This is a genomic window from Marinobacter sp. ST-43 (assembly GCF_030541085.1).
In the GTDB taxonomy this organism is placed as follows: Bacteria; Pseudomonadota; Gammaproteobacteria; order Pseudomonadales; family Oleiphilaceae; genus Marinobacter; species Marinobacter nauticus.
Genome location: NZ_JASSVO010000021.1, coordinates 19,358 through 39,983, shown reverse-complemented (window position 1 = coordinate 39,983; position 20,626 = coordinate 19,358). Strand labels below are relative to the sequence as shown.

At 56.6% G+C, this 20,626-nt stretch carries 17 protein-coding genes and 1 pseudogene; 8 read left to right on the top strand and 10 right to left on the bottom strand.

The genetic code is table 11. The features are described from left to right. The first annotated feature begins 112 nt into the window (after positions 1-112). From QPL98_RS17195 to QPL98_RS17170, 6 genes are all read left to right on the top strand, one after another. Positions 113-2,206, top strand: coding sequence for a 3-hydroxyacyl-CoA dehydrogenase NAD-binding domain-containing protein (locus QPL98_RS17195; RefSeq protein WP_303293667.1), 2,094 nt, complete (start codon positions 113-115; stop codon positions 2,204-2,206). Between the two features lie 18 nt (positions 2,207-2,224). Beyond that, positions 2,225-3,409 carry an acetyl-CoA C-acyltransferase gene (locus QPL98_RS17190; protein WP_199453444.1) on the top strand — a complete coding sequence of 395 codons (1,185 nt, stop codon included), beginning with the start codon at positions 2,225-2,227 and terminating at the stop codon, positions 3,407-3,409. A 15-nt stretch (positions 3,410-3,424) separates the two neighbouring features. Next, entirely contained in the window at positions 3,425-5,227 is a 1,803-nt protein-coding gene (locus QPL98_RS17185) for an acyl-CoA dehydrogenase (protein WP_199453442.1), read from the top strand. A 49-nt stretch (positions 5,228-5,276) separates the two neighbouring features. Further along, complete coding sequence (locus QPL98_RS17180; RefSeq protein ID WP_199453440.1) at positions 5,277-6,383, top strand: zinc-binding dehydrogenase; 1,107 nt, start codon at positions 5,277-5,279, stop codon at positions 6,381-6,383. A gap of 9 nt (positions 6,384-6,392) precedes the next feature. Further along, on the top strand, positions 6,393-7,808 hold the full coding sequence (locus QPL98_RS17175; protein WP_199453438.1) for an aldehyde dehydrogenase family protein: 1,416 nt from the start codon (positions 6,393-6,395) through the stop codon (positions 7,806-7,808). A gap of 84 nt (positions 7,809-7,892) precedes the next feature. Next, complete coding sequence (locus tag QPL98_RS17170; protein WP_199453436.1) at positions 7,893-8,867, top strand: nitronate monooxygenase family protein; 975 nt, start codon at positions 7,893-7,895, stop codon at positions 8,865-8,867. A gap of 43 nt (positions 8,868-8,910) precedes the next feature. Here QPL98_RS17170 and QPL98_RS17165 read toward each other — a convergent pair whose 3' ends face one another. Together QPL98_RS17165 and QPL98_RS17160 are read right to left on the bottom strand one after the other, a co-directional pair. After that, positions 8,911-10,908 carry a TRAP transporter permease gene (locus QPL98_RS17165; RefSeq protein WP_199453434.1) on the bottom strand — a complete coding sequence of 666 codons (1,998 nt, stop codon included), beginning with the start codon at positions 10,906-10,908 and terminating at the stop codon, positions 8,911-8,913. An 83-nt stretch (positions 10,909-10,991) separates the two neighbouring features. Then, entirely contained in the window at positions 10,992-12,146 is a 1,155-nt protein-coding gene (locus QPL98_RS17160) for a TAXI family TRAP transporter solute-binding subunit (RefSeq protein ID WP_058091199.1), read from the bottom strand. A gap of 507 nt (positions 12,147-12,653) precedes the next feature. Here QPL98_RS17160 and istA point away from each other — a divergent pair. Both istA and istB read left to right on the top strand, forming a co-directional pair. Next, positions 12,654-14,195 carry an IS21 family transposase gene (istA, locus tag QPL98_RS17155; RefSeq protein WP_199453432.1) on the top strand — a complete coding sequence of 514 codons (1,542 nt, stop codon included), beginning with the start codon at positions 12,654-12,656 and terminating at the stop codon, positions 14,193-14,195. Between the two features lie 10 nt (positions 14,196-14,205). Continuing rightward, positions 14,206-14,946 (top strand): IS21-like element helper ATPase IstB, encoded by a 741-nt coding sequence (istB, locus tag QPL98_RS17150; RefSeq protein WP_199453430.1) that lies wholly within the window; start codon positions 14,206-14,208, stop codon positions 14,944-14,946. A gap of 541 nt (positions 14,947-15,487) precedes the next feature. Here the strand turns inward: istB and QPL98_RS17145 are convergent. The 8 genes and pseudogenes from QPL98_RS17145 to QPL98_RS17110 form a co-directional block, all read right to left on the bottom strand. Next, positions 15,488-16,210 (bottom strand): cytochrome c biogenesis CcdA family protein, encoded by a 723-nt coding sequence (locus tag QPL98_RS17145; protein WP_303293666.1) that lies wholly within the window; start codon positions 16,208-16,210, stop codon positions 15,488-15,490. Positions 16,211-16,236: 26 nt separating this feature from the next. Continuing rightward, positions 16,237-16,713, bottom strand: coding sequence for a hypothetical protein (locus QPL98_RS17140; RefSeq protein WP_011784773.1), 477 nt, complete (start codon positions 16,711-16,713; stop codon positions 16,237-16,239). A gap of 36 nt (positions 16,714-16,749) precedes the next feature. Then, positions 16,750-17,181: a cytochrome c gene (locus QPL98_RS17135; protein ID WP_011784774.1), complete on the bottom strand. Its 432-nt coding sequence runs from the start codon at positions 17,179-17,181 to the stop codon at positions 16,750-16,752. Then, the gene (locus tag QPL98_RS17130) at positions 17,174-18,028 is read right to left on the bottom strand and encodes a hypothetical protein (protein WP_199453014.1); all 855 of its coding nucleotides are present in this window, start codon (positions 18,026-18,028) and stop codon (positions 17,174-17,176) included. Before QPL98_RS17130 ends, QPL98_RS17135 begins: the two co-directional genes overlap by 8 nt. Positions 18,029-18,038: 10 nt before the next feature. Further along, entirely contained in the window at positions 18,039-18,551 is a 513-nt protein-coding gene (locus QPL98_RS17125) for a DUF411 domain-containing protein (RefSeq protein ID WP_011786663.1), read from the bottom strand. Positions 18,552-18,650: 99 nt separating this feature from the next. Further along, on the bottom strand, positions 18,651-18,956 hold the full coding sequence (locus tag QPL98_RS17120; RefSeq protein WP_011784777.1) for a hypothetical protein: 306 nt from the start codon (positions 18,954-18,956) through the stop codon (positions 18,651-18,653). Between the two features lie 110 nt (positions 18,957-19,066). Further along, positions 19,067-19,375, bottom strand: a complete 309-nt coding sequence (locus QPL98_RS17115; RefSeq protein WP_223268882.1) for a hypothetical protein — start codon at positions 19,373-19,375, stop codon at positions 19,067-19,069. A 386-nt stretch (positions 19,376-19,761) separates the two neighbouring features. Then, positions 19,762-20,127 (bottom strand): annotated as a pseudogene (locus tag QPL98_RS17110) (Tn3 family transposase); the annotation flags it as partial. Positions 20,128-20,626: the final 499 nt, after the last annotated feature.

Genomic DNA, 20,626 nt, shown 5'->3' with positions numbered 1-20,626 from the left:
GTTTTTTTATGCCTGAACCGAAACGGTGGTTGAAATAAGGGCTAAACTTGTATTAAATCGTTAATTGATTTCGCTAGATAAAACCATATTTCATAAAAGGCGAGGGGAGATTATGTCAGAGGTTGTTGCTTATACCCGTGAAGGGAATGTTGGTGTCATTTCCGTAAACTACCCGCCGGTCAATGCCTTGAGCCATGCTGTGCGTGCCGGTCTGGTTGCCGCCCTGGAACAGGGCCAGAAGGATGCAGAAGCAGACATCCTCCTGCTGGTATGTGAAGGCCGTACGTTCATTGCTGGCGCGGACATCCGTGAATTTGGCAAACCTTTGCAGGAGCCGGGTCTTCCCGATGTGATCAATGCCTATGAATCCAGCGACAAGCCCATTGTCGCCGCTATACACGGAACCGCCCTGGGTGGCGGGCTGGAAACGGCCCTGGGTTGTCATTACCGGGTCGCCCTGCCGTCTGCCAAGGTAGGTTTACCTGAGGTAAAGCTTGGCCTGTTGCCCGGTGCTGGCGGTACCCAGCGCCTGCCTCGCCTTGTGGGTGCCCAGAAGGCACTGGAAATGATTAGGTCTGGCAACTTCGTAGGCGCCAGAGACGCGCTGGCTCTGGGCATTGTTGATGCTGTTGAAGGCGGTGACGATATTCGCCAGGTTGGGCTGGCCTATGCGCGGAAACTGGCAGCTGAAGGTGCTCCGGTGCGCAGGGTGCGTGATATTGCCGACAAGGTTGAAGCTGACAAGGGCAGCGATGTCTTTGACCAGTTCCGTGCTGGTCTGGCCAAAAAAGCCCGTGGCCTGTTCTCTCCTTTCAAGTGTGTCGACGCCGTAGAAGCCGCTTTCACCCTGCCGTTTGCCGAGGGCCTGAAGCGTGAGCGTGAACTGTTCAAGGAATGCATGGAATCGCCGCAGCGTGCTGGCCTGATTCATTCGTTCTTTGCCGAGCGCGAGGTTTCCAAGGTCAAAGGCCTGGCCAAGGATACTCCGGTACGTGAGGTGAAGAGTGTGGGTATTATCGGTGCCGGCACCATGGGTGGTGGTATTGCCATGAACTTCGCCAATGTGGGCATTCCTGCCACCATCGTTGAGGTCAAGCAGGACGCGCTTGATCGAGGCCTTGCCGTAATTCGCCGTAACTACGAAAACTCCGCCAAGAAAGGCAAGCTCACTGCAGAGCAGGTGGAAGAGCGTATGGCGCTGATCAAAACCAGCCTGAGCTATGACGATTTCCGTAATGTGGATCTGGTGATCGAAGCCGTATTTGAGAATATGGCTATCAAGAAAGAAATCTTCGCCAAGCTGGATGAAGTGTGCAAGCCGGGCGCCATTCTGGCGTCCAACACCTCGACCCTCGACATTGATGAAATTGCCTCGGCCACCCATCGTCCCGAAGACGTTGTGGGTATGCACTTCTTTAGCCCGGCTAACGTAATGAAGCTGCTGGAAAATGTTCGTGGCAGCAAGACGTCTGACGAGGTGAAGGCCACTGTGATGGCCGTAGCGAAGAAAATTAACAAAGTCGGCGTCATGGTCGGTAACTGTCACGGCTTCGTTGGTAACCGGATGCTTCATAAACGCGGTGCCGAGGCCATGGCGCTTGTAAACGAAGGTGCTTCGCCGCAGCAGGTGGACAAAGTGCTGACCGACCTCGGCTTCCCGATGGGGCAGTTTGCGATGTCTGACCTGGCCGGCATTGATGTCGGTTATCGTATTCGTGAAGAGCGTCGTAACGCCGGTGAAGATGTGCCGGCCAGTTGGATGGACAAGCTGGTTGAGCAGGATCGTCTGGGGCAGAAAACCCAGGCTGGCGTATACAAATATGAGGAAGGTAGCCGCGCGCCGGTTGTCGACCCGGAAGTGGAACAGCTGATTGAAAGCTTCCGCGCGGAACAGGGGATCGTAGCCCGGGAGGTTACCGACCAGGAAATCCTTGAGCGTTGCATGTATGTAATGGTCAACGAAGGTGCCAAGATCCTGGAAGAAGGCATTGCCGACCGGTCACTGGACATCGATGTGGTCTGGATCTACGGATATGGTTTCCCCGCGTATCGTGGCGGCCCCATGTTCTGGGCAGATCAGGTTGGGCTGGACAATATTCTGGCGGCAGTGAAGAACTACAACAACACAGTGGGTGGCGAGCAGTGGAAGCCTGCACCGTTGCTCGAGAAGCTGGTGGCGGAAGGCCGCAAGTTCAGCGATCTATAATTATAAGGAGTTCATCTTATGTCTGATGCTGTCATCGTTTCGACCGCGCGTACCGGCCTTGGCAAGTCCTATCGTGGTGCCCTGAACAACACGCACAGTGTTGATCTGGCCGGGCACGTTATCCAGCACGCCGTTGAGCGTGCAGGAATCGACCCTGCCATCGTTGAAGATGTCATTCTGGGCGCAACCTTTCACGAAGGTTGTCAGGGCAAGAACATGGCACGCCTGGCGGCTATTCGTGCCGGGCTCCCGGTAACCACGGCCGGGCTGTCAATTAACCGGTTCTGCAGCTCCGGCCTGCAATCCATTGCTATTGCTGCGCAGCGCGTGATCTCGGAGAAGGTACCTGCCATCGTGGCTGGTGGCGTAGAGTCCATCTCCCTGGTTCAGAACGACAAACTTAATGGCTTCCGTGCTACTAACGAATGGCTGATGAAGAACAAGCCGGAACTGTACCTGTCGATGATCGAAACGGCCGATATTGTCGCCCAGCGTTACAACGTAAGCCGTGAAGCGCAGGATGAGTACGCACTGGTTTCCCAGCAGCGCACCGCCGCGGCCCAGCAGTCCGGCAAGTTTGACGACGAAATTGTACCTTTTGACGCCACTATGCTGGTTAAAGACAAAGAAACCGGTGAAGTGAGCGAAAAACAGGTAACCCTGGACCGGGACGAGTGCAACCGCCCGAATACTACATTGGAAGGGTTGGCGTCACTGGACGCGGTACGTGGCCCGGGCCAGTTTGTTACCGCGGGCAACGCCAGCCAGCTTTCTGATGGCGCCTCTGTGTGTACGGTCATGGACAGCACCTATGCCGAAAAGCATAACATCGAGCCCATGGGCATTTTCCGTGGCTTTGCTGTTGCAGGCTGTGAGCCGGACGAGATGGGCATCGGCCCGGTGTTTGCTGTTCCACGCCTGCTTGCCCGTAACGGCCTGACCATGGACGACATTGACCTGTGGGAGCTGAACGAAGCCTTTGCATCCCAGGTGGTCTACTGCCGCGACCGTCTGGGTATTCCGATGGAAAAACTCAACGTGAATGGCGGCTCTATTTCTGTGGGTCACCCCTATGGTGTGAGCGGTTCCCGCCTTACCGGCCATGCCCTGATTGAAGGCAAGCGCCGGGGTGCCAAATATGTGGTGGTCACCATGTGCATTGGCGGCGGTCAGGGCGCAGCCGGCCTGTTCGAAGTGGTATAAACGGAGAGCGCCGTCATGCAGCAGAAAATCGTCAGTACCCGGGACCTGGCTTTCCAGCTTTATGAACTTCATGAAGTAGAGAAGGTGCTCAGATTTGAGCGCTATCAGGACCATAGTCGTGAAACGCTGCAGGCGGCGCTGGACCTGGCGCTGAAAGTTGCCGCAGAGGAGTTCGCACCCCATGCTCGCTTGGTGGATGAAGAAGAGCCGACCTTCGAGAATGGCCGTGTGCACATGCGCCCGGAAGTTCACAAGGCGCTGGACGTACTGAAAAGTACTGGTCTGATGGCGGCCAGTCAGGACTACGAGCGCGGTGGCATGCAGCTGCCCAGTGCGGTTGCCCAGATGTGTGTGGGGATGCTCAAAGGAGCCAACGTAGGGACTCAGGGCTACGCCGGGCTGACTATTGCGGCAGCTAACCTGATTCTCGCCCATGGCTCCGACGAGCAGAAAAGCCGCTACGCCGAGCCGATGCTGGCGGGGCGTTTTTTCGGCACCATGTGCCTGACCGAGCCCCATGCAGGTTCCTCTCTGGGAGATCTGCGCACTCGCGCGGAGCCACAGGCGGATGGCAGTTATAGGTTATTTGGTAACAAGATCTACATCTCCGGTGGTGATCACGAGCTGAGCGAGAACATCATTCATATGGTACTCGCTCGTTTACCTGGGGCCCCGGCCGGCGTAAAAGGAATTTCCCTGTTTCTGGTGCCGAAGGTCCTGGTTAACGAAGATGGCTCTTTGGGTGGGCGCAACGATGTCGCCCTGGCTGGCCTGATTCACAAAATGGGATACCGTGGCACGACGTCTACCATGTTGAACTTTGGTGAGGCAGCGGGGGCGGTCGGGTATCTGGTTGGCGCGCCCCACGAGGGCCTGGCTGCCATGTTCCATATGATGAACGAAGCCCGGATTGGCGTTGGTCTGGGTTCGGTGATGCTGGGTTACACCGGCTATCTTCATGCGCTTGAGTATGCCCGCGAGCGGCAGCAAGGGCGTCCGGTTGGAGAAAAGGATCCGGAGAGCCCCCAGGTGCCTCTGATCCGCCATGCCGATATCCGGCGCATGCTGCTGGCCCAGAAGGCCTATGTGGAAGGAGGGCTGGCGCTTTGTCTGCAAGGTGCGGTCTTGGTGGACGAAAAGAAGTTTGCGGAAACTGGCGAGCAGCGCGAGCTTGCCGCCGGGCTGCTCGACTTGCTCACGCCGGTGATCAAGTCCTGGCCCTCCCGTTATTGTCTCGAAGCTAACAGCCTGGCAATTCAGGTGCATGGTGGCTACGGATACACCCGGGAATATCCGGTGGAACAGTTCTACCGGGATAACCGACTTAACCCGATCCACGAGGGTACCCATGGTATTCAGGGCATGGACCTGCTTGGCCGCAAGGTTTCCATGGCCGATGGCCGGTATTATCGCGAACTGGTGCGAAGGATTGAAGCCACTATTGCCGAGGCCCGCAAGCAGGAACGGCTGGCTTCTAATGCCGGCCTGCTTGAGCGGTCCCTGTCAGCAATGATTGAAGCTACCCGGGTGATCAATGAGGTAAAGGCCTCCGGTGACAAGGAAAAAGCACTGGCAAATGCCACTCTGTACCTGGATGCCTTCGGGCAGGTAATTGTCGGCTGGCTCTGGCTGCGACAGGCCCTGAAAGCCCTTGCTGGAGTCAGTGGGGCCGGTGATCAGCCTGAGTCCTTCTATCAGGGCAAGTTACGCGCCTGTGATTATTTTTGCCGGTATGAATTGCCGGGCGTGCTAGCAACGGCTGAGTTGCTGCAATCGGTGGACTCAACGGCACTGGATATGTTTGACGAGGCATTCTGACCGGCCTCGCCAACTCTGAATCAACACAAAAACAACAGGAGTCAGGGTAATGGACAGACAAGCAAAGGCGGTGGTCTGCCGGGAGTGGGGTAAGCCTGTACAGATTGAACAGATTACTGTGGAGGGGCCAAGGCGCGGCGAGATAACTATCAAGGTTGCCGCCTGCGGCGTGTGCCACAGCGACCTTTCAGCCACCACCGGAAAGATTCAGTATCCACCGCCATTGGTACTGGGCCACGAGGCGGCCGGTGTGGTGGTTGAAGTTGGCGAGGGTGTGGAAGGCTTCAGTGAAGGCGACCACGTTGTTAGTTCGTTTATCTCAATGTGCGGCAAGTGCCGCCAGTGTGTGCGTGGCCATCCGGTGCTGTGCGAAAACGCCCGCAAGGCGATGTTCACACTGCCCGATGGAACCGTTCGAACCCGCGACAGTCATGGCGAGCCACTGAATGTGTTCGGCGCCTGTGGCGTGATGGCGGAGTACGCAACCCTGCACGTGGATAACTGCGTGAAAGTTGCCGAAGATGTGCCGCTGCAGAATGCCGCGCTGGTGGGCTGTGCCGTGATGACCGGTGTGGGTGCTGTATTTAATACTGCCGGGCTGGAGCCGGGTTCCAGGGCTGCGGTATTCGGTATTGGCGGTGTTGGCCTGAACGCCGTTCAGGGCTGCGCAACCGCCGGTGCCGAAATGATTGTGGCGGTGGACAACAACCCGAAAAAGCTCGCCATGGCGCGGGAATTCGGTGCCACCCACACGATTGACCTCAACGAAGTGGATGATGCCGCCAAGGCCATCAGAAAACTGACCGGCGGCGTGGATTACGCCTTTGAGTGTGTTGGTGCCGGTGCCGTGGTTGAGCAAGCCTATAAGTCTCTCGGGCGCGGTGGTACCGCCGTCGTGGTGGGCGTTGCTGACCCGAAAGACAAAACCTCGATTACTACGCTCACCCTGCCGGCCGACGAGCGCACCCTGAAGGGCAGCTGGCTGGGTTCAGCCCGGCCGCAACACGATTTTCCGCGACTTCTGGGTTTGTACCGTGCGGGTAAACTTAAACTCGATGAGCTGATCACCCAGACTTACTCCATAGATGAAGCTGTTCAGGCCTTTGACGATATGATCTCGGGCAAGAACGCGCGTGGCGTGATTGTCTTCGACTGAGGGAAAAACATGAAGATTCTGAACAAGAACTACATCAATGGTAGCTGGGTCGACTGGAACGGCGACATGGCGGATGTGCATGAAGCGGCCACCGGCGACGTGATTGCCCGGGTGCCCATGTCCGATCCGGGACAGATGGAGCTGGCAATTGCCGCTGCGCATGCAGCATTTGAGGTCTGGTCTGAAAGTTCTGTAGAGCAAAGGGTGAACGTGCTTGGCCAGCTGCATGCTGGACTCAAGCAAAGGGCACCGGAAATTGCGGAAGCGGTCAGCCGGGAAGTGGGCATGCCACTGAAGCTTGCCACGGCAATCCAGGCTGGCCTGCCGGCAACTGTAACCAAGACCTATACCGATATGTTGCCGGAGTTTCCGTTCGTTGAGCAGTCTGGTAACTCGGAAGTGCAATATGCGCCGGTCGGTGTGGTGGGCTGTATTACGCCCTGGAACTACCCGCTGCATCAGATCATTCTGAAGGTAGTACCCGCGATTGCTGCCGGCTGCACTGTTGTGCTGAAGCCCTCTGAGATTGCGCCGCAGGCAGCCTTTATCCTCGCTGACATTCTGGATGAAACCGACCTGCCGGCGGGTGTGTTCAACATGGTATGCGGGGCCGGGCAAACCGTTGGTGAAACCCTGATCCGGCATCCGGATGTGCGCATGCTGTCATTCACCGGCTCCACCCGCACCGGTCATGCCATTGCCCATGCCGCTGCGGATGACTTCAAGCGAATTGCGCTGGAAATGGGCGGCAAATCGGCATCGGTTGTTTTATCGGACGCTGACCTGGAAGCCGCAGTAAAAGGCACAGTGAGCAACTGCCTGCTCAACTCCGGACAAACCTGCACCGCCCTGACCCGGCTGCTGGTGCCCGCCGATCGCCATGACGAGGCGTGCAAGCTGGCGGCTGCAGCCGCGGCCAGAATGACCCCGGGCAACCCGCTGGACGAAGCCACCCGTTTGGGCCCCTTGGCCTCCGCGCAGCAGCGGGACCGGGTAGTGGATTACATCCGGCTCGGTGTTGCGGAAGGCGCCACCCTGGTAGCCGGCGGCCCGGACGCGCCGGAAGGCCTGGACAAGGGTTACTTTGTACAGGCAACCGTGTTTGGCAATGTAGACCCGAACAGCACAATCGCCCAGGAAGAGATTTTCGGCCCGGTGCTGTGCGTGATTCCCTACAACGATGAGGCAGAAGCCTTGCGTATCGCCAATGGCACTGCCTACGGGCTGTCTGGAGCGGTCTGGTCGGCGGATCGGGAAAAGGCAAAGGCTTTTGCCGCAAAACTCCGGACCGGACAGGTGACGGTGAACGGTGGCGGCTTTAACCCGCTGGCTCCCTTTGGTGGCTTCGGCCATTCCGGTATCGGACGGGAGTTCGGCAAGTGGGGGCTTGAGGAGTTTCTGGAAGTTCGCTCGCTGCAGCTGTAATCGCAAGACAACGAAGGAGCCGCAGCAGCGGCTCCTTCACGTTTAAGGGCCGGAAATGTTTATCAACAACAAAAGAGTGATGCCGTGAAAACACGAATTACGGAATTATTTGGAATCGAACACCCGATCGTACAGGGTGGCATGCACAATGTAGGCTTTGCCGAACTGGCATCGGCGGTATCCAATGCCGGTGGTCTGGGCATGATTACCGCCCTGACCCAGCCTACGCCTGAACATCTCGCCAGTGAAATCGCCCGCTGCCAGCAGATGACGGATAAACCCTTCGGCGTAAACCTGACCTTCCTGCCGTCCTTCAACGCGCCGCCTTATCCCGAGTACATTGACGTCATCATCCGCAGCGGTGTCAAGGCGGTTGAAACCGCCGGCCGCAGCCCCGAGCAGTACATGGAGCAGTTGAAGGCTGCGGGTATCAAGGTTATCCACAAGTGCACATCTGTTCGCCACGCTTTGAAGGCCGAGCGAATCGGTTGTGATGCCGTCAGTGTGGACGGCTTTGAATGCGGCGGCCATCCCGGTGAGGATGATGTGCCAAACTTCATCCTGCTGCCTCGTGCGGCTGAAGAGCTGAAGATACCTTTCATTGCATCTGGCGGGATGGCCGATGGCCGGAGCCTGGTAGCGGCTATGGCATTGGGTGCCGAAGGCATGAATATGGGCACCCGTTTTCTGGCCACCAAAGAAGCGCCGGTTCATGAGAACGTGAAACAGGCAATTGTGGACGCCAATGAACTACAGACCCGGCTGATCATGCGTAACCTGAAGAACACCGAGCGGGTGATGGATAACGCAGCCGTGCGGGAAATCATCCGGATTGAGAGTGAAAAGGGTGACCAGGAAACCATTGACGATATCCGCCACCTTGTCACAGGTGCAAAGGGTAAGCTGGTGCTGCAGGAAGGCAAGATGGATGAAGCTGCCTGGAGTTGTGGCATGGTTGTTGGGTTGATTAATGATATCCCTTCATGCGATGAGCTGGTCAGCAGAATCATGGAAGAGGCTGAAGGGATTGTGCGCCAGAGACTTTCCGGCTTTTTGTAATTGAATTGCCCGGAGGGTGTCTCACCCTCCGGGCAGGACCGTCTCAGGCCAGGGCCTTTTCCCTTCTTTCGTATTTCTTGTGCGTCAGTGCGGCGGCGACGACCGCAGGAATGATCAACGCAGCACTAATAAGAGACAATTCCAGATTGGTCAGCGGAACCGGTCCGCCACCGGGGATGGCAAGGATCATGCCACCGGCAATGAGTCCCAGCCGGATTGGCCATTGCAACAGCTTGCTTGCTGCCAGAGAGCCTACCCCGATCAGCCAGCCTTGCATCGCCGATGCTATCAACGTTACCCCGATCAGTGCTTGTACAATCACCAGGAGAATCTCGCTCCAGGTGCCTTGGAAGATCAACGCCGGATTAAGCACAAACAGGAACGGGATAAAGTAGATCACGCTGCCCAGCCGCATGGCTTCCACACCGGTTTTCATTGCATTGGAGCCGGCAACCGTTGCAGCGGCAAAGGCGCCCAGGGCAACCGGTGGGGTGATGAAACTGAGCATGCCCCAGTAAAGGATGAACAGGTGAACGGCCAGGGGATCCATGCCGCCGCCGTTTATCAGGGCCGGTGCGAGCGCAACCGCCAGGAAAATATAGGCAGCTGTAACTGTCATGCCGATGCCGAGCACAAAGCTGGTCAGTGCTCCCATCAAAAGCAGTACCAGGGTGTTGCCACCGGCAAGGTAGATAAGGTCATTGGCAATAGTGCCTGACAGCCCGGTAACCGACAGTGCACCTACCAGCAAGCCAACACCGGTGAGGATCGCGATCAGCTCTGCAAACAGCTTCCCTGACTCTGCGAAGAAGTCCTTCACGTCTTGCCACTTCCAGCGCTGGTAGGGCAGTACCTGGTTGATCACCAGCAAGAGAACCGTTGCAAAGAATGGTGCCGTGGCCTCTCGTCGCAGGAAGAACAGCATCCAGATCAGCAGGGCAAACACGAAGATGAAGTACCAGCCTTCCTTTAATGTCTGCCTGAGTGACGGCAATTCGCTGGCCGGCAGGCCCTGAAGTTTGTTGCGCGCAGCATAGGCATCAATCTGGATAAACAGGCCGAGGAAATACAGTACGGAGGGCACGACTGCCGCCAGTGCAATGGTGCCGTAGGGAATGTTCAGGAACGCGGCCATGATGAACGCGGTGGCACCCATAACCGGTGGCATCAGAACGCCGCCTGTAGAAGCGCAGGCTTCTACGCCGGCTGCGTAGGAACGGCTGAAGCCGACTCGGCGCATTGCCGGAATTGACATCACTCCGGTTGTCATCACATTGGTGATTACGCTGCCGCTCATGGATCCCATGAGGCCGCTGGAGAAAACCGCAACCTTTGCCGGTCCGCCCCGAACATGGCCCAGCAATGCGAAGGCCAGGTTGATAAAGAAACGACCGCCGCCGGTTTTCTGCAGGGCGACGCCAAACAGAAGGAAGCCGATCACGATGTTGGCAAAGGCTTGTAAGGGCACGCCCATGATGCCTTCTCGACTCATGGCCATGTAGATCGCGGTCTGGTCGGGGGCGGATGGAAATCCCTGGATGGGGCCCGGCAGCTTGTCTGCAAATATCGGGTACAGGCTGGCGACACCGACAATCATGGCAATCGGCAGGCCGCCGGCCCGACGAATGGCTTCGATGACGGTAACCCAGAACAGGAAGCTGAACACTACGGCGTATTGTGGTGCCGCGTATTCCCAGCCGTAATCCAGAATAGTTTCCGCGTTGTAGACAAAGAACCCGCAGATAACCGAGGCGGCAAGGAACAGGATGATGTCGTACCAGGGAACCTTGTTCCGGGAAGCGTGGCGTGACATTGGCCAAAGCAGAAAAACCAGCGGTAGCATAAGTGCCACCACCACATAGAAAAACTGGCTTTCCACTTTGGTAACAATATTGATCAGCTGCAAATTGAACAGGTAGTCAATCGTCAGCAGTGTCAGGACAAGGGTTGCAACCCTGGGGACCCATGGCCATCCGCCGGAAAGCCGCCGGATGCCGCTGACGTTTTCTTTCGACGGTTCAATGTTGTGTGTTTCAGACATGCAGTAAGACTCCTGAAAGAACTCCGGTGTAACAGACCCCTCGTCTTTACACCGGAATCAGGTTTCAACCAGGACAGCAGGTTTTACCGGAATACCGGATTCATGCCCGCCGCTTGAAGTGCTTCTGCCCGAGCCGTCATCCAGCCCTTTTTGAAGGCTTCCTTGTCGGCAGGCGGGTTGGCCTTGGTGTAGCTCTCCCAGGTGTCCAGGAGGATATTCTGACGCTGTACCAGCATGTCCTGGTGTTGTTGCATATCTTCCGTCCAGTGGCCGATTTCCTTGTAGTAGTCGACGACCACATCATGCAGTGGGATGACCCAGTTGAGATTCTGGTTCTCCAGCGCATAGCCTGCATTGCCCGGTGCGGAGTCCTTGTACTTGTCGTAATCCTCGGTGAAGACACGAATCAGCCCGTCCACCAGTTTTTTATCGGCATCGGCGTTGGCGATGATGATGGGGTAGGGGTAGCTGGAACCAATCCACGGCTCATCCTTGCTGATGCCGGCGCCGGAAGTAACCAGGTGCGGTTGGAAATAGGGAGCTACGGAGCGCAGTCGCTCCCAGCCCTCGGTGTCTTCAGGATCAAGCTCCAGCCAGGATATACCGCGCGGACTGGCGGAAAGCTGTTGTGGGCCGCCGGCGACAGAAACGGTAAATGCGGTATCGCTTTGATTGGCGACGATGCCGTCAAAGGCACGGCCGTATCCCGGGAAGTCTACCCGCTCCACGTCATCCCAGGTGAGGTCGCCAAAGGCCAGCATGGCTTCGGTGCCGAGGTTCAGGGCATCGTCACCACGAATGTAGGAAATGCGTTTGCCCTTGAGGTCATAGGGGGTTTCTACGCCGATATCGCCGGCTACAGCAATGCTCAGGCCAAAACTGGCAATGGATGTGGTAATTACCCGAACCGGCTGCGGCCCCCAGTTGTCCTCGGAGAACATCAGTACACCTTCGGCGGCGTAATAAGCGGCAATGCCACAGGAACAAACCGGTACGCGCCCGGTTTTAAGTGGTGTCATCCGGGAAACGTCGTTCTCGCCAGGCAGGATCCGCAGTGATACGCCGTACTCATTGCGTAGTAGATTGCCGATAGAAGCCATCTGGCTATAACCTGCTGAGCTGGTGCCATAGGCAGTCATTCCGATGGTGGCTGGCAGATCGACATTCTCTGCAGCCCACGCAGTGGTTGCGCTCCCGGCAAGAAGAGAAATTAAAATGATATTTTTTGTTGTCATCATGTATGCGCTCTTTTGAGGTTATTGTTTTGCTGTGCAGAATAGAATTCTGAATTAAGATTTAGTGTAGTCAGGCTTTTGTCTGTGTGTCAATTGATGTGATCGACGGCTAATTTCCTGCGCGTCGTTGTCAGGTCTGTAAGAGGCTGATAGGTTTCCATCAAGCTGGGTGGACCTGTCGGGCCACCGACAGGTGGGGCCAATTTTGTTCGTAAATTACTAATTTTGTAACGATAAAGTGCCCGTAAGACACGCATCCCCCTATTGCATATTACGGCCCATCATGAACACCCATTCCGGACGAACGTGAACACCGATTCTGGTTCAACGTGAATAGTCATTCCGATTGAAGGTGAACACTTTTCCGGATTTTCCGGAATCGGTGTTCACGATGCCGGAATCAGCGTTCACATTCCCGGAAACGGTGTTCACGTTCAACCGGAATCCTTCTTAACGCATTGTTTATTAGACCGTTTGCTACTCTGACTCCTTTTTCTGGGGAGCGGAGTTGTGCCAGCAAAGAGAATTCTAATGCGTAAAATCAGAGAGGTGCTTCGCCTAAGGCTGGAAGCCGGGCTCTCGATCCGGCAGATCAGTGCCAGCACCAAGACCAGTGTCGGGGCCATCCAGAAGCTGTTAGCCCGGGCCGATGCCCTGAACCTCAACTGGCCGTTGCCCGAGGATTTGGACGATGGCCGCCTTGCGGCCCTGTTCTATCCCAGTGCCGATCCCACCACATCGACTCGCTACCAGGTGCCTGACTGGGCCACCGTTCATCAGGAACTCAAGCGTAAAGGGATGACCAAGCAGCTGTTGTGGGAGGAATACACAGCTCAGTATCCCAATCGCTGTTACAGCTACTCCCAGTACTGTGACCGTTATCGGCAATGGCTGAAGCAGCAGAAGCGCTCCATGCGCCAGACCCATAAGGCCGGGGAGAAGTGCTTCGTGGATTACTGCGGCCCGACCGTGCCGATCATCAACCCGCAGACCGGTGAGGTACGCACCGCTCAGGTGTTCGTGGCGGTGCTTGGGGCCTCCAACTACACCTACGCTGAAGCCACCTGGAGCCAGAGTTTGCGAGACTGGCTATCCAGTCACGTGCGTACCTTTGAGTTCTTCGGTGGCATTCCGGAGATGGTCGTGCCGGACAACCTGCGCAGCGGTGTCAGCAAGGCCTGTCGGTACGATCCAGAGCTAAACCCCAGCTACCAGCAACTGGCCGAGCACTATCAGGTGGCCATCCTCCCGGCCAGGCCCTACAAGCCCAAGGACAAATCGAAGGCGGAGGTCGGCGTGCAAATCGTGGAGAATTGGATCTTGGCCCGGTTGCGTCACCACACCTTCTTCACTCTCGCCGAAGCCAACCAGTGCATCCGGTCACTGCTTGAAGAGCTGAACAGCCGCCCGTTCCGGCGGCTCCCGGGTAACCGGCAAACCGCGTTCGAGACACTGGATCAGCCAGCCCTGCGTCCCTTGCCGAAACAGCCCTATGAGTACGTCGAGATCCGGCGTTGCCGGGTCAATATCGATTACCACATCGAGTTCGACCAGCATCATTACTCGGTACCGCACCAGTACGTGGGCGAGCAGGTGGAAGTCCAGGCCAGCGATCATCTGGTGCAGGTCCACTTCCGGCAACGCCAGGTGGCAAGTCACCCACGGCGTCACAGGCCGGGCACCACCACCGAAGCCGGTCATATGCTTGCCCGGCATCGAAAACAGCAGCAGTGGACCCCGGGGCGTCTCAAGAACTGGGCCCGGGACATCGGGCCAGACACGCTGATCTGGGTCAGTGATCGACTGGCTGAGGGGGAACACCCGGAGCAGGCCTACCGGGTCTGTCTCGGGTTGCTCAACCTGACTCGGGAGTACCCCAGCCAACGCCTGAATGCCGGCTGCCGCATCGCCAATCGGGAAGGTCTGAACCGGCTGAAGCACATCAAGGCCATTCTCCGGAGCAACCGGGACAAGCTGCCGGAGCAGTTGTCCCTGAACGCCGAACTCCCTCAACACCACGAGAATATCCGTGGCCCGAAGAGCTTCCACTAGGAGATCACCCATGAGCACAACACAGACCCTGGCACGACTGAAAGACCTGAAGTTAGGCGGCATGGCTGCCGCCCTGGAACACCAACAAAACCAGCTGGGCACCTACGACGAACTGCCGTTCGCGGAGCGCCTGGAACTGCTGCTTGACCGAGAGTTCCAGACCCGAGAGCACCGGAAACAGGACCGCCTGGTACGCCAGGCCCGCTTGAAGCTCCGTGCCTCGATCCAGGACATCGACTACCAGCACCCCCGCAACCTGAAGAAAGCTCAGGTGGCCCAGCTGGCTCAGACCGACTGGCTGGAGCGTGGCCAGAACCTGTTGATCACCGGCCCCTGCGGCAGCGGGAAAACCTACCTGGGTTGTGCACTGGGGCACCAGGCCTGCCTGAACGGCCTCAGTGCCCGGTATTACCGGATCTCCCGGTTACTGCTGGAACTGACTCAGGCCAAAGCTGACGGCACCTACCAGAAGACGCTGAACCAGCTGGCCAAAGTGAAGCTGCTGATCCTGGATGACTGGGGACTCGAAGCCCTAAAACCGGCACACCGAAACGATCTGATGGAGATCATGGATGACCGTCACGGCACGCACTCAACCATGATCATCAGCCAACTGCCTACGGATCAGTGGTATGCCGCCATCGGCGATAACACCCTGGCTGACGCCATCCTGGACCGGCTCATGCACAACGCCCATCGCTGGGCTCTGAAGGGGGAATCGATGAGAAAACGACTTCAGGAAATTGACTGAACGTGAACACCCGGAGTAAAAACTCCGGTGGGTGATGCGTTAAGAAAAATGGTGTTCACGTTCAACCGGTATGGGTGTTCACGTTCGCCGGAATACGCACCTATCCTTGTTGGGTTGAGCAGAGGGCTTCAGAGTTCTATCCAGAGATCAGTCGTTGCGCCAGGTCTGAGCGTCATCTTTGTGCGGGTAGGTATCACTCGTCAGCACCCTTACTAGACGAGAATCGCGGGCGGTTGGCCTTGTAGTACTCAATTATGCTGCTTCGAATCCCATAATTTTTCATAAACTTGATACATTCTGAATGTCCGCTTTGCGACCCCTGGTCACATTCCGGGCTCTGAACAAAAGCGAACGTTCACCATCCTCCACTGCGAAGCGGTTTTTAATCTAGTCCTGAAGAACAATGAGCCGCTTCAATCGTTCGGCAATGCAAAACCATTAGTTAACGAAATGGCAGCCCCATTTGTTCATGAAACCTGTTTATACGCAGTATTTGAGTATGAAGCCATGGACCGCTCCCTGTAGTTTGGCTGTAGGAAGCTCAACCAAGCCTTCCGAGAACCGGAAACGTCGACAACATCCACGACGCAAAGAGTGTCATCCGACCGGTGAGCACCATTACTCCCATTACAACGAGCACCAAGCCAGCAAGCGCTCTCAGTAGTCTACTCCAGCGACTGAGCCAGCGTACTCGTTGCCGAAAGTGTTCAATAAACAGGGCAGTTCCGAGAAAAGGGAGAGCTAACCCGAACGAATACGCCGCCAGATACAGCATGCCAGCCTCAGCATTGGCATGGGTGGAGCTGAGCGCCAATATGGCCCCGAGTATGGGGCCTATACAGGGTGTCCAGCCGATGGCAAACGCGATGCCCAGGAGGAAGGCGGCAGTGGGGCGCCCGCCTTCAAGAGACTGCCCAATGCGCCAGTCCCGCTGTAACGCCGGCATGCTCCACCAACCCAACATAAACAGGCCCATTAACACGATGAGCACGCCAGCCACCAGGTTGGCCTCTTCACGATAAGCCATCAGCCATTGCCCAAGAACACTGGCGCTTGCTCCCAGGGCAACGAATACGAGACTGAACCCCATCACGAAACAAAGACTCAGCCAGAACGCCTTCAACCGATTTGAAGCCTCAGTCAGAGCGCCTCCGGTAACAACCGACAGGTAGCCGGGAACCAAGGGTAAAGTACAGGGTGAGAAAAACGACACGAGACCTCCGGCAAACGCGGCGGCAATTCGCCAGGTTGCAAGATCAGGCATTCAGCCCCCTAAGTTTTGTTAGTTCGTTAAACCGCCCAGAAATCAAATTTGATGCCTTCCTTGGACGTGCCGTTGTCGATGATGGCCCGTGCGCGCCATAGCATTTTGCCGGTACCGCATTCCGGCAGGGTAATGGTTCCCTGGTAAACACCCTGGGTATGCGGTAACAGCTGGGTGCGGACCACGCCCATGTACATTTCAAGCCCTTCGAAATCCACGATCAGGGAGTCGGCTGTCACGTTGCCGAGATACACACGGATGGGAATCTCTGTCATCGATTCGATGGCTTCATTACCTAAGCCGACTGTGATGGTTTGATCGCCCTTTCGCCCGATACACTGACCTTTGAAAGGTGCGCATCCCTCGGTGGCGTAAAAGGTAACACCGGCATCCAGATCAGGCTTCAGGTACTGTGGCAGCACGAAGATTGCTGTGACCACAATGCTGAAACCGATGAGGCCGAATAACCATGACCACTTCTTAAAAAGCTGTTTCAATGCCATTTTCCAGTTACCAAAGACTTGAGGGAGGGTTGTTCGTTATTCCTGACTTTCGTTAGGTTGATAGCGGCGCTGGTCCTCGGTCCAGAGTGTTTTCAGGTAGTTGATCACCGACTGAATTTCCTGGTCGGTGAGGGTGTCCTCAAATGCTGGCATGGTCAGGCGGTCTGTTTTGTTGAAGGGATGCCGCCATCCCTCGGCAATCATCCTGAACAGCATGGCATCACTGTGGCGCCAGGTGTGGCCTGTCTCATCGTGAGGCGGTGGCGGCATTTCGCCTTTCTCATCCGGTTTGTTCCAGTCGGCCGCACCTTCACCCTGCCATCCGTGGCAAGCGGCGCAGTATTGCTCATAAATCTGGCGGCCCTCGGTTACTCCGGCCGGCACGCTGCCACTGTCTGTTGGCGCGCCCCCCGCCATCACAAGGGCCGGGGCAACGAGCAAGACCAGCGGGAAAGACCACTTATTCATAAACAGGAACCCATTCGCCAGAGGCGTTCTGCGAAAGCAACTCTCCGTTTTCAGTGCCGACCACGAGTCTTTCCGTGGGCGAGAACGTCAGAGCGGTCACCGCTTGGGGTATCTCAAGGCCAGCCCAGGTTTCGCCACCGTCAGAACTGCGGTGAAGTTCCCCCTCGATCACGGCGTAGACGTTTTCCGGGGCCCAAGGACCGTAATCAATGGCGGAAACAGTTCCTCGCAATTCGCCGGCATCGCCCCAGAAGCAGAAACAGTCCATGGATCGGGCCACACCGCGGGTGGTGCCGGCGAACAGCCAGCCACTTTCCATGCTGCCTGGCATATCGGAGTGCAGGAAGGCCTGCACCGGCTCCCGAGGGCCATTGTCTACCTTCACCCATTCGGCACCGTCGTCCCTGGATCGGAACATGCCGCCGTCACCGAGATAGGCGTAGAGCGTATCCGGTTGGGTGGCGTGGGCGGCAATCGCCGTGACACCCAGGTCCGGCAGGGTGTCATTGAGGGATTGCCAACGCTTGCTGGCCTCGTCATAGCGCCAGATGCCAAGGCCAGGCCCTGCCAGGTACAGGCTTTCGTCTCCGCCCTTTGCCATGGACCGGGGCTGGGCGCCGGAATCGGACGGTGGCAGGGGGATCTCGGTAGTGTTCTGGCTATCCAGGGCAAACAGACCGCTCTGCCGAAGCACCAGCAAAGCGCCAGATGAGTCCGTCGTCAGCGCTCTCACTGCTTGGCCCTCATTCACAGACTGGGCTTGAACCAGGGTCGGCATGACAGCCACGAACGCGAACAGAAAAAGTCTGGAGACTGCTGAATTCAGGCGGGAAACCATTGCTCTCATAGGGCTGACCTCAGTAATCCTTGTGCTCACGGAAAACCTGTTGCTGGCCATTGGCGTTAAAGGCAATGACCTGGTAATCGTCCTTCCGGCCGGTTTCCATGCCAGGGGTGCCATGGGGCATTCCGGGTACAGACAAGCCGGCCGTGTTGAATTGCGGATCCTCAAGGTAGGCCAGGATGTCATTGGCCGGCACATGCCCCTCAATCACCAGATCATCAACCAGTGCGGTGTGGCAGGACGCCATATCGCGTGGCACGCCATGCTGCTGTTTAATTTCATTAAGGTTGTCGGTTTCAACGATTCGGGTGTCAAAGCCATTGGTCGCGAGGTGCTCGGCCCAGGACTGGCAGCAACCGCAATTGGGGCTCTTGTAGATGGTGATGGTTTGGCCTGCCTCTTCACTCTCGGTTAGAGAAGCCGACGGCTGGGCGGATTCGTCGGCCTGGAGGGCCAATGTGGTGGCGCCAGCGCCGATAACGATAGCGGCTATACCCGTATACAGGGCGAGTTTCTTGGTCTTCATGGGAAATCCTCGTTTGTAATCGCTTATGGGCAGTGCAGGGCTCGGGGGTGCACATGCATCCCCGGCCCAGAGCTTCAGTTCATGAGGGTGCCCAAATGGTTATTTGGCGCCGGTGTCTTTGTCTTTCATGCCACCAGGCATGCCATCGTCGCTATGAGCCTGCATCATCTTCATGCAAGCCTCGGTCATGGCTTTACGGTCTTCCGGGGACATATCTGACATCATGTTCATCATCCCCATCATGCCGCCCATACCCTCCATACCGTGCGAGGACATCATGCGGCTGTGTTCGGAATGACCAGCCATCATGCCGGCGCCTTCGCCATGGGCAAGGGCAGAGAAAAGGGCGACGCTGCCGGCCAGAACGGCGGCGGTTACGGTGAGCTTGAGATTTGAATTACGCATTTGATTCACTCCAGTTAAAGCCTCGTTACGGATGAACGGAAGTACGAGACTTTGTTGCAAGAATTAACTTCAAAGAGCTTGCCGCGATGGGCAAAAACCCGGGTTAAAACTCAGGAGTGATGTTCTGGAGGGGGTGTAATAGAGGCCAGGAACGGATTCTGGTAAAGGGCCGCTCGGCCGATCAACACCGTTTGGGAACCGGTGTCGGTAAAACCGATAGAATGCCCCGGTAGTAGGGCAAAGCTTACGTTGACGCCGCATTTGACCGGCCCAGTGGCGCTTGGACAGGCCATTTCCGGGGCGGAAACACAATCCGGTTCTGTGTCTGAGGAGTAAGCGGTGTCTTCAGTCTGGTCCATCATCATGGTGCCGCAATCCGCCATCGCTGGCTCCGCCTGGCCGCCTGCTACTTTTGACAAAGCAAACGCCGGCGCGCTGATCACAAGAAGCAGTGATAGCAATAGGGAGATGATTGGGCGGTTCTTTGCGGACATCCTGATCTTTAGCACCAAGCTTTGAGGACATGAGCTCTGACATGCAATTACTCTGTCAGTTCCGAAGATCTTAGCACTTTTCTATTCCCAAAACACACTCGCCCGGTCGGAAAGGGAGTGGACTTTCCGATGACTAGCTGAACGTCTTATTTTGGCGCGGAGGAGGACTGGCAACAGTGGCGTTTGGCTAATCGGGCGAATACGACGGAGTGTCATCTCGCAGACATTCAAAGGCTCGACGAAGGATTACGCGTGGTTGAAGGGATGGGGGACAGAATGGGGTCAGCTCACGAAACGGAAAAAATCGTACGCTAAGACCTCTGCAGTGTTCGTAACGATCGGTACTTTCCTTGTTCGACCTGTTTGTCCTGCTGCCAGATATAGTCGCCGGTCAGGTTGATGTGCTCCCAGCCCAAGGGAGAAAGATGCCGCAGAAGCGTCTCGTCGATATCCCGGCCGTCTTCGCGCAGTGCTTGAACCGCCCGCTCCATATAAACCGTATTCCAAAGGATAATAGCGCTGACGACGAGATTGAGTCCGCTTGCACGGTAGCGTTGATTCTCGTAACTGCGATCGCGGAGTTCACCGAGCCGGTTCAGGAAGACGGCACGAGCCAGCGCGTTCTTAGCCTCGCCCTTATTCAAACCAACCTGCACGCGGCGACGCAGTTCGACGTTTGCAAAAATTGCCACGACTATTGAAATCGTTTTTTGGCCATCCGGATTTGGCTTATATCTCCGGGTAATGTTCGCTTACTTTATTTCGAATTAGTAAGTGCAAGGCTGTCCTTGCCCACCCTTAAGGCCACACCTTGAATTGCTGCCCGTTTCCAGATCCACCCCACCATAGTCAGCACCTGGAAGCGCGACCTATTGGAGAGCGCGTCCGACCTCCTCGAAGGCAAGAGTATAGTCGGTAAGCAATTCGATGAACTCAGCACGGACGAACTGTACCGTGAGATTCGCCGACTGACGGTGGAACGCAATTTTTGTTGCTTAAGCTCCTGGGTGGCTCGTTCCACTTTGGCTGAGCTCCATGTATTTCACAGAGCCCTTCGGAAAATCCTTGCGAACCAAAAGCACTTCATCAACCTGTCACGTCAGTGACACGACAGTGTCATCTCTCAGCTTTACCGTTCAATTGTAACTCGCAATACGGCGAGCTTATTTATTGCAA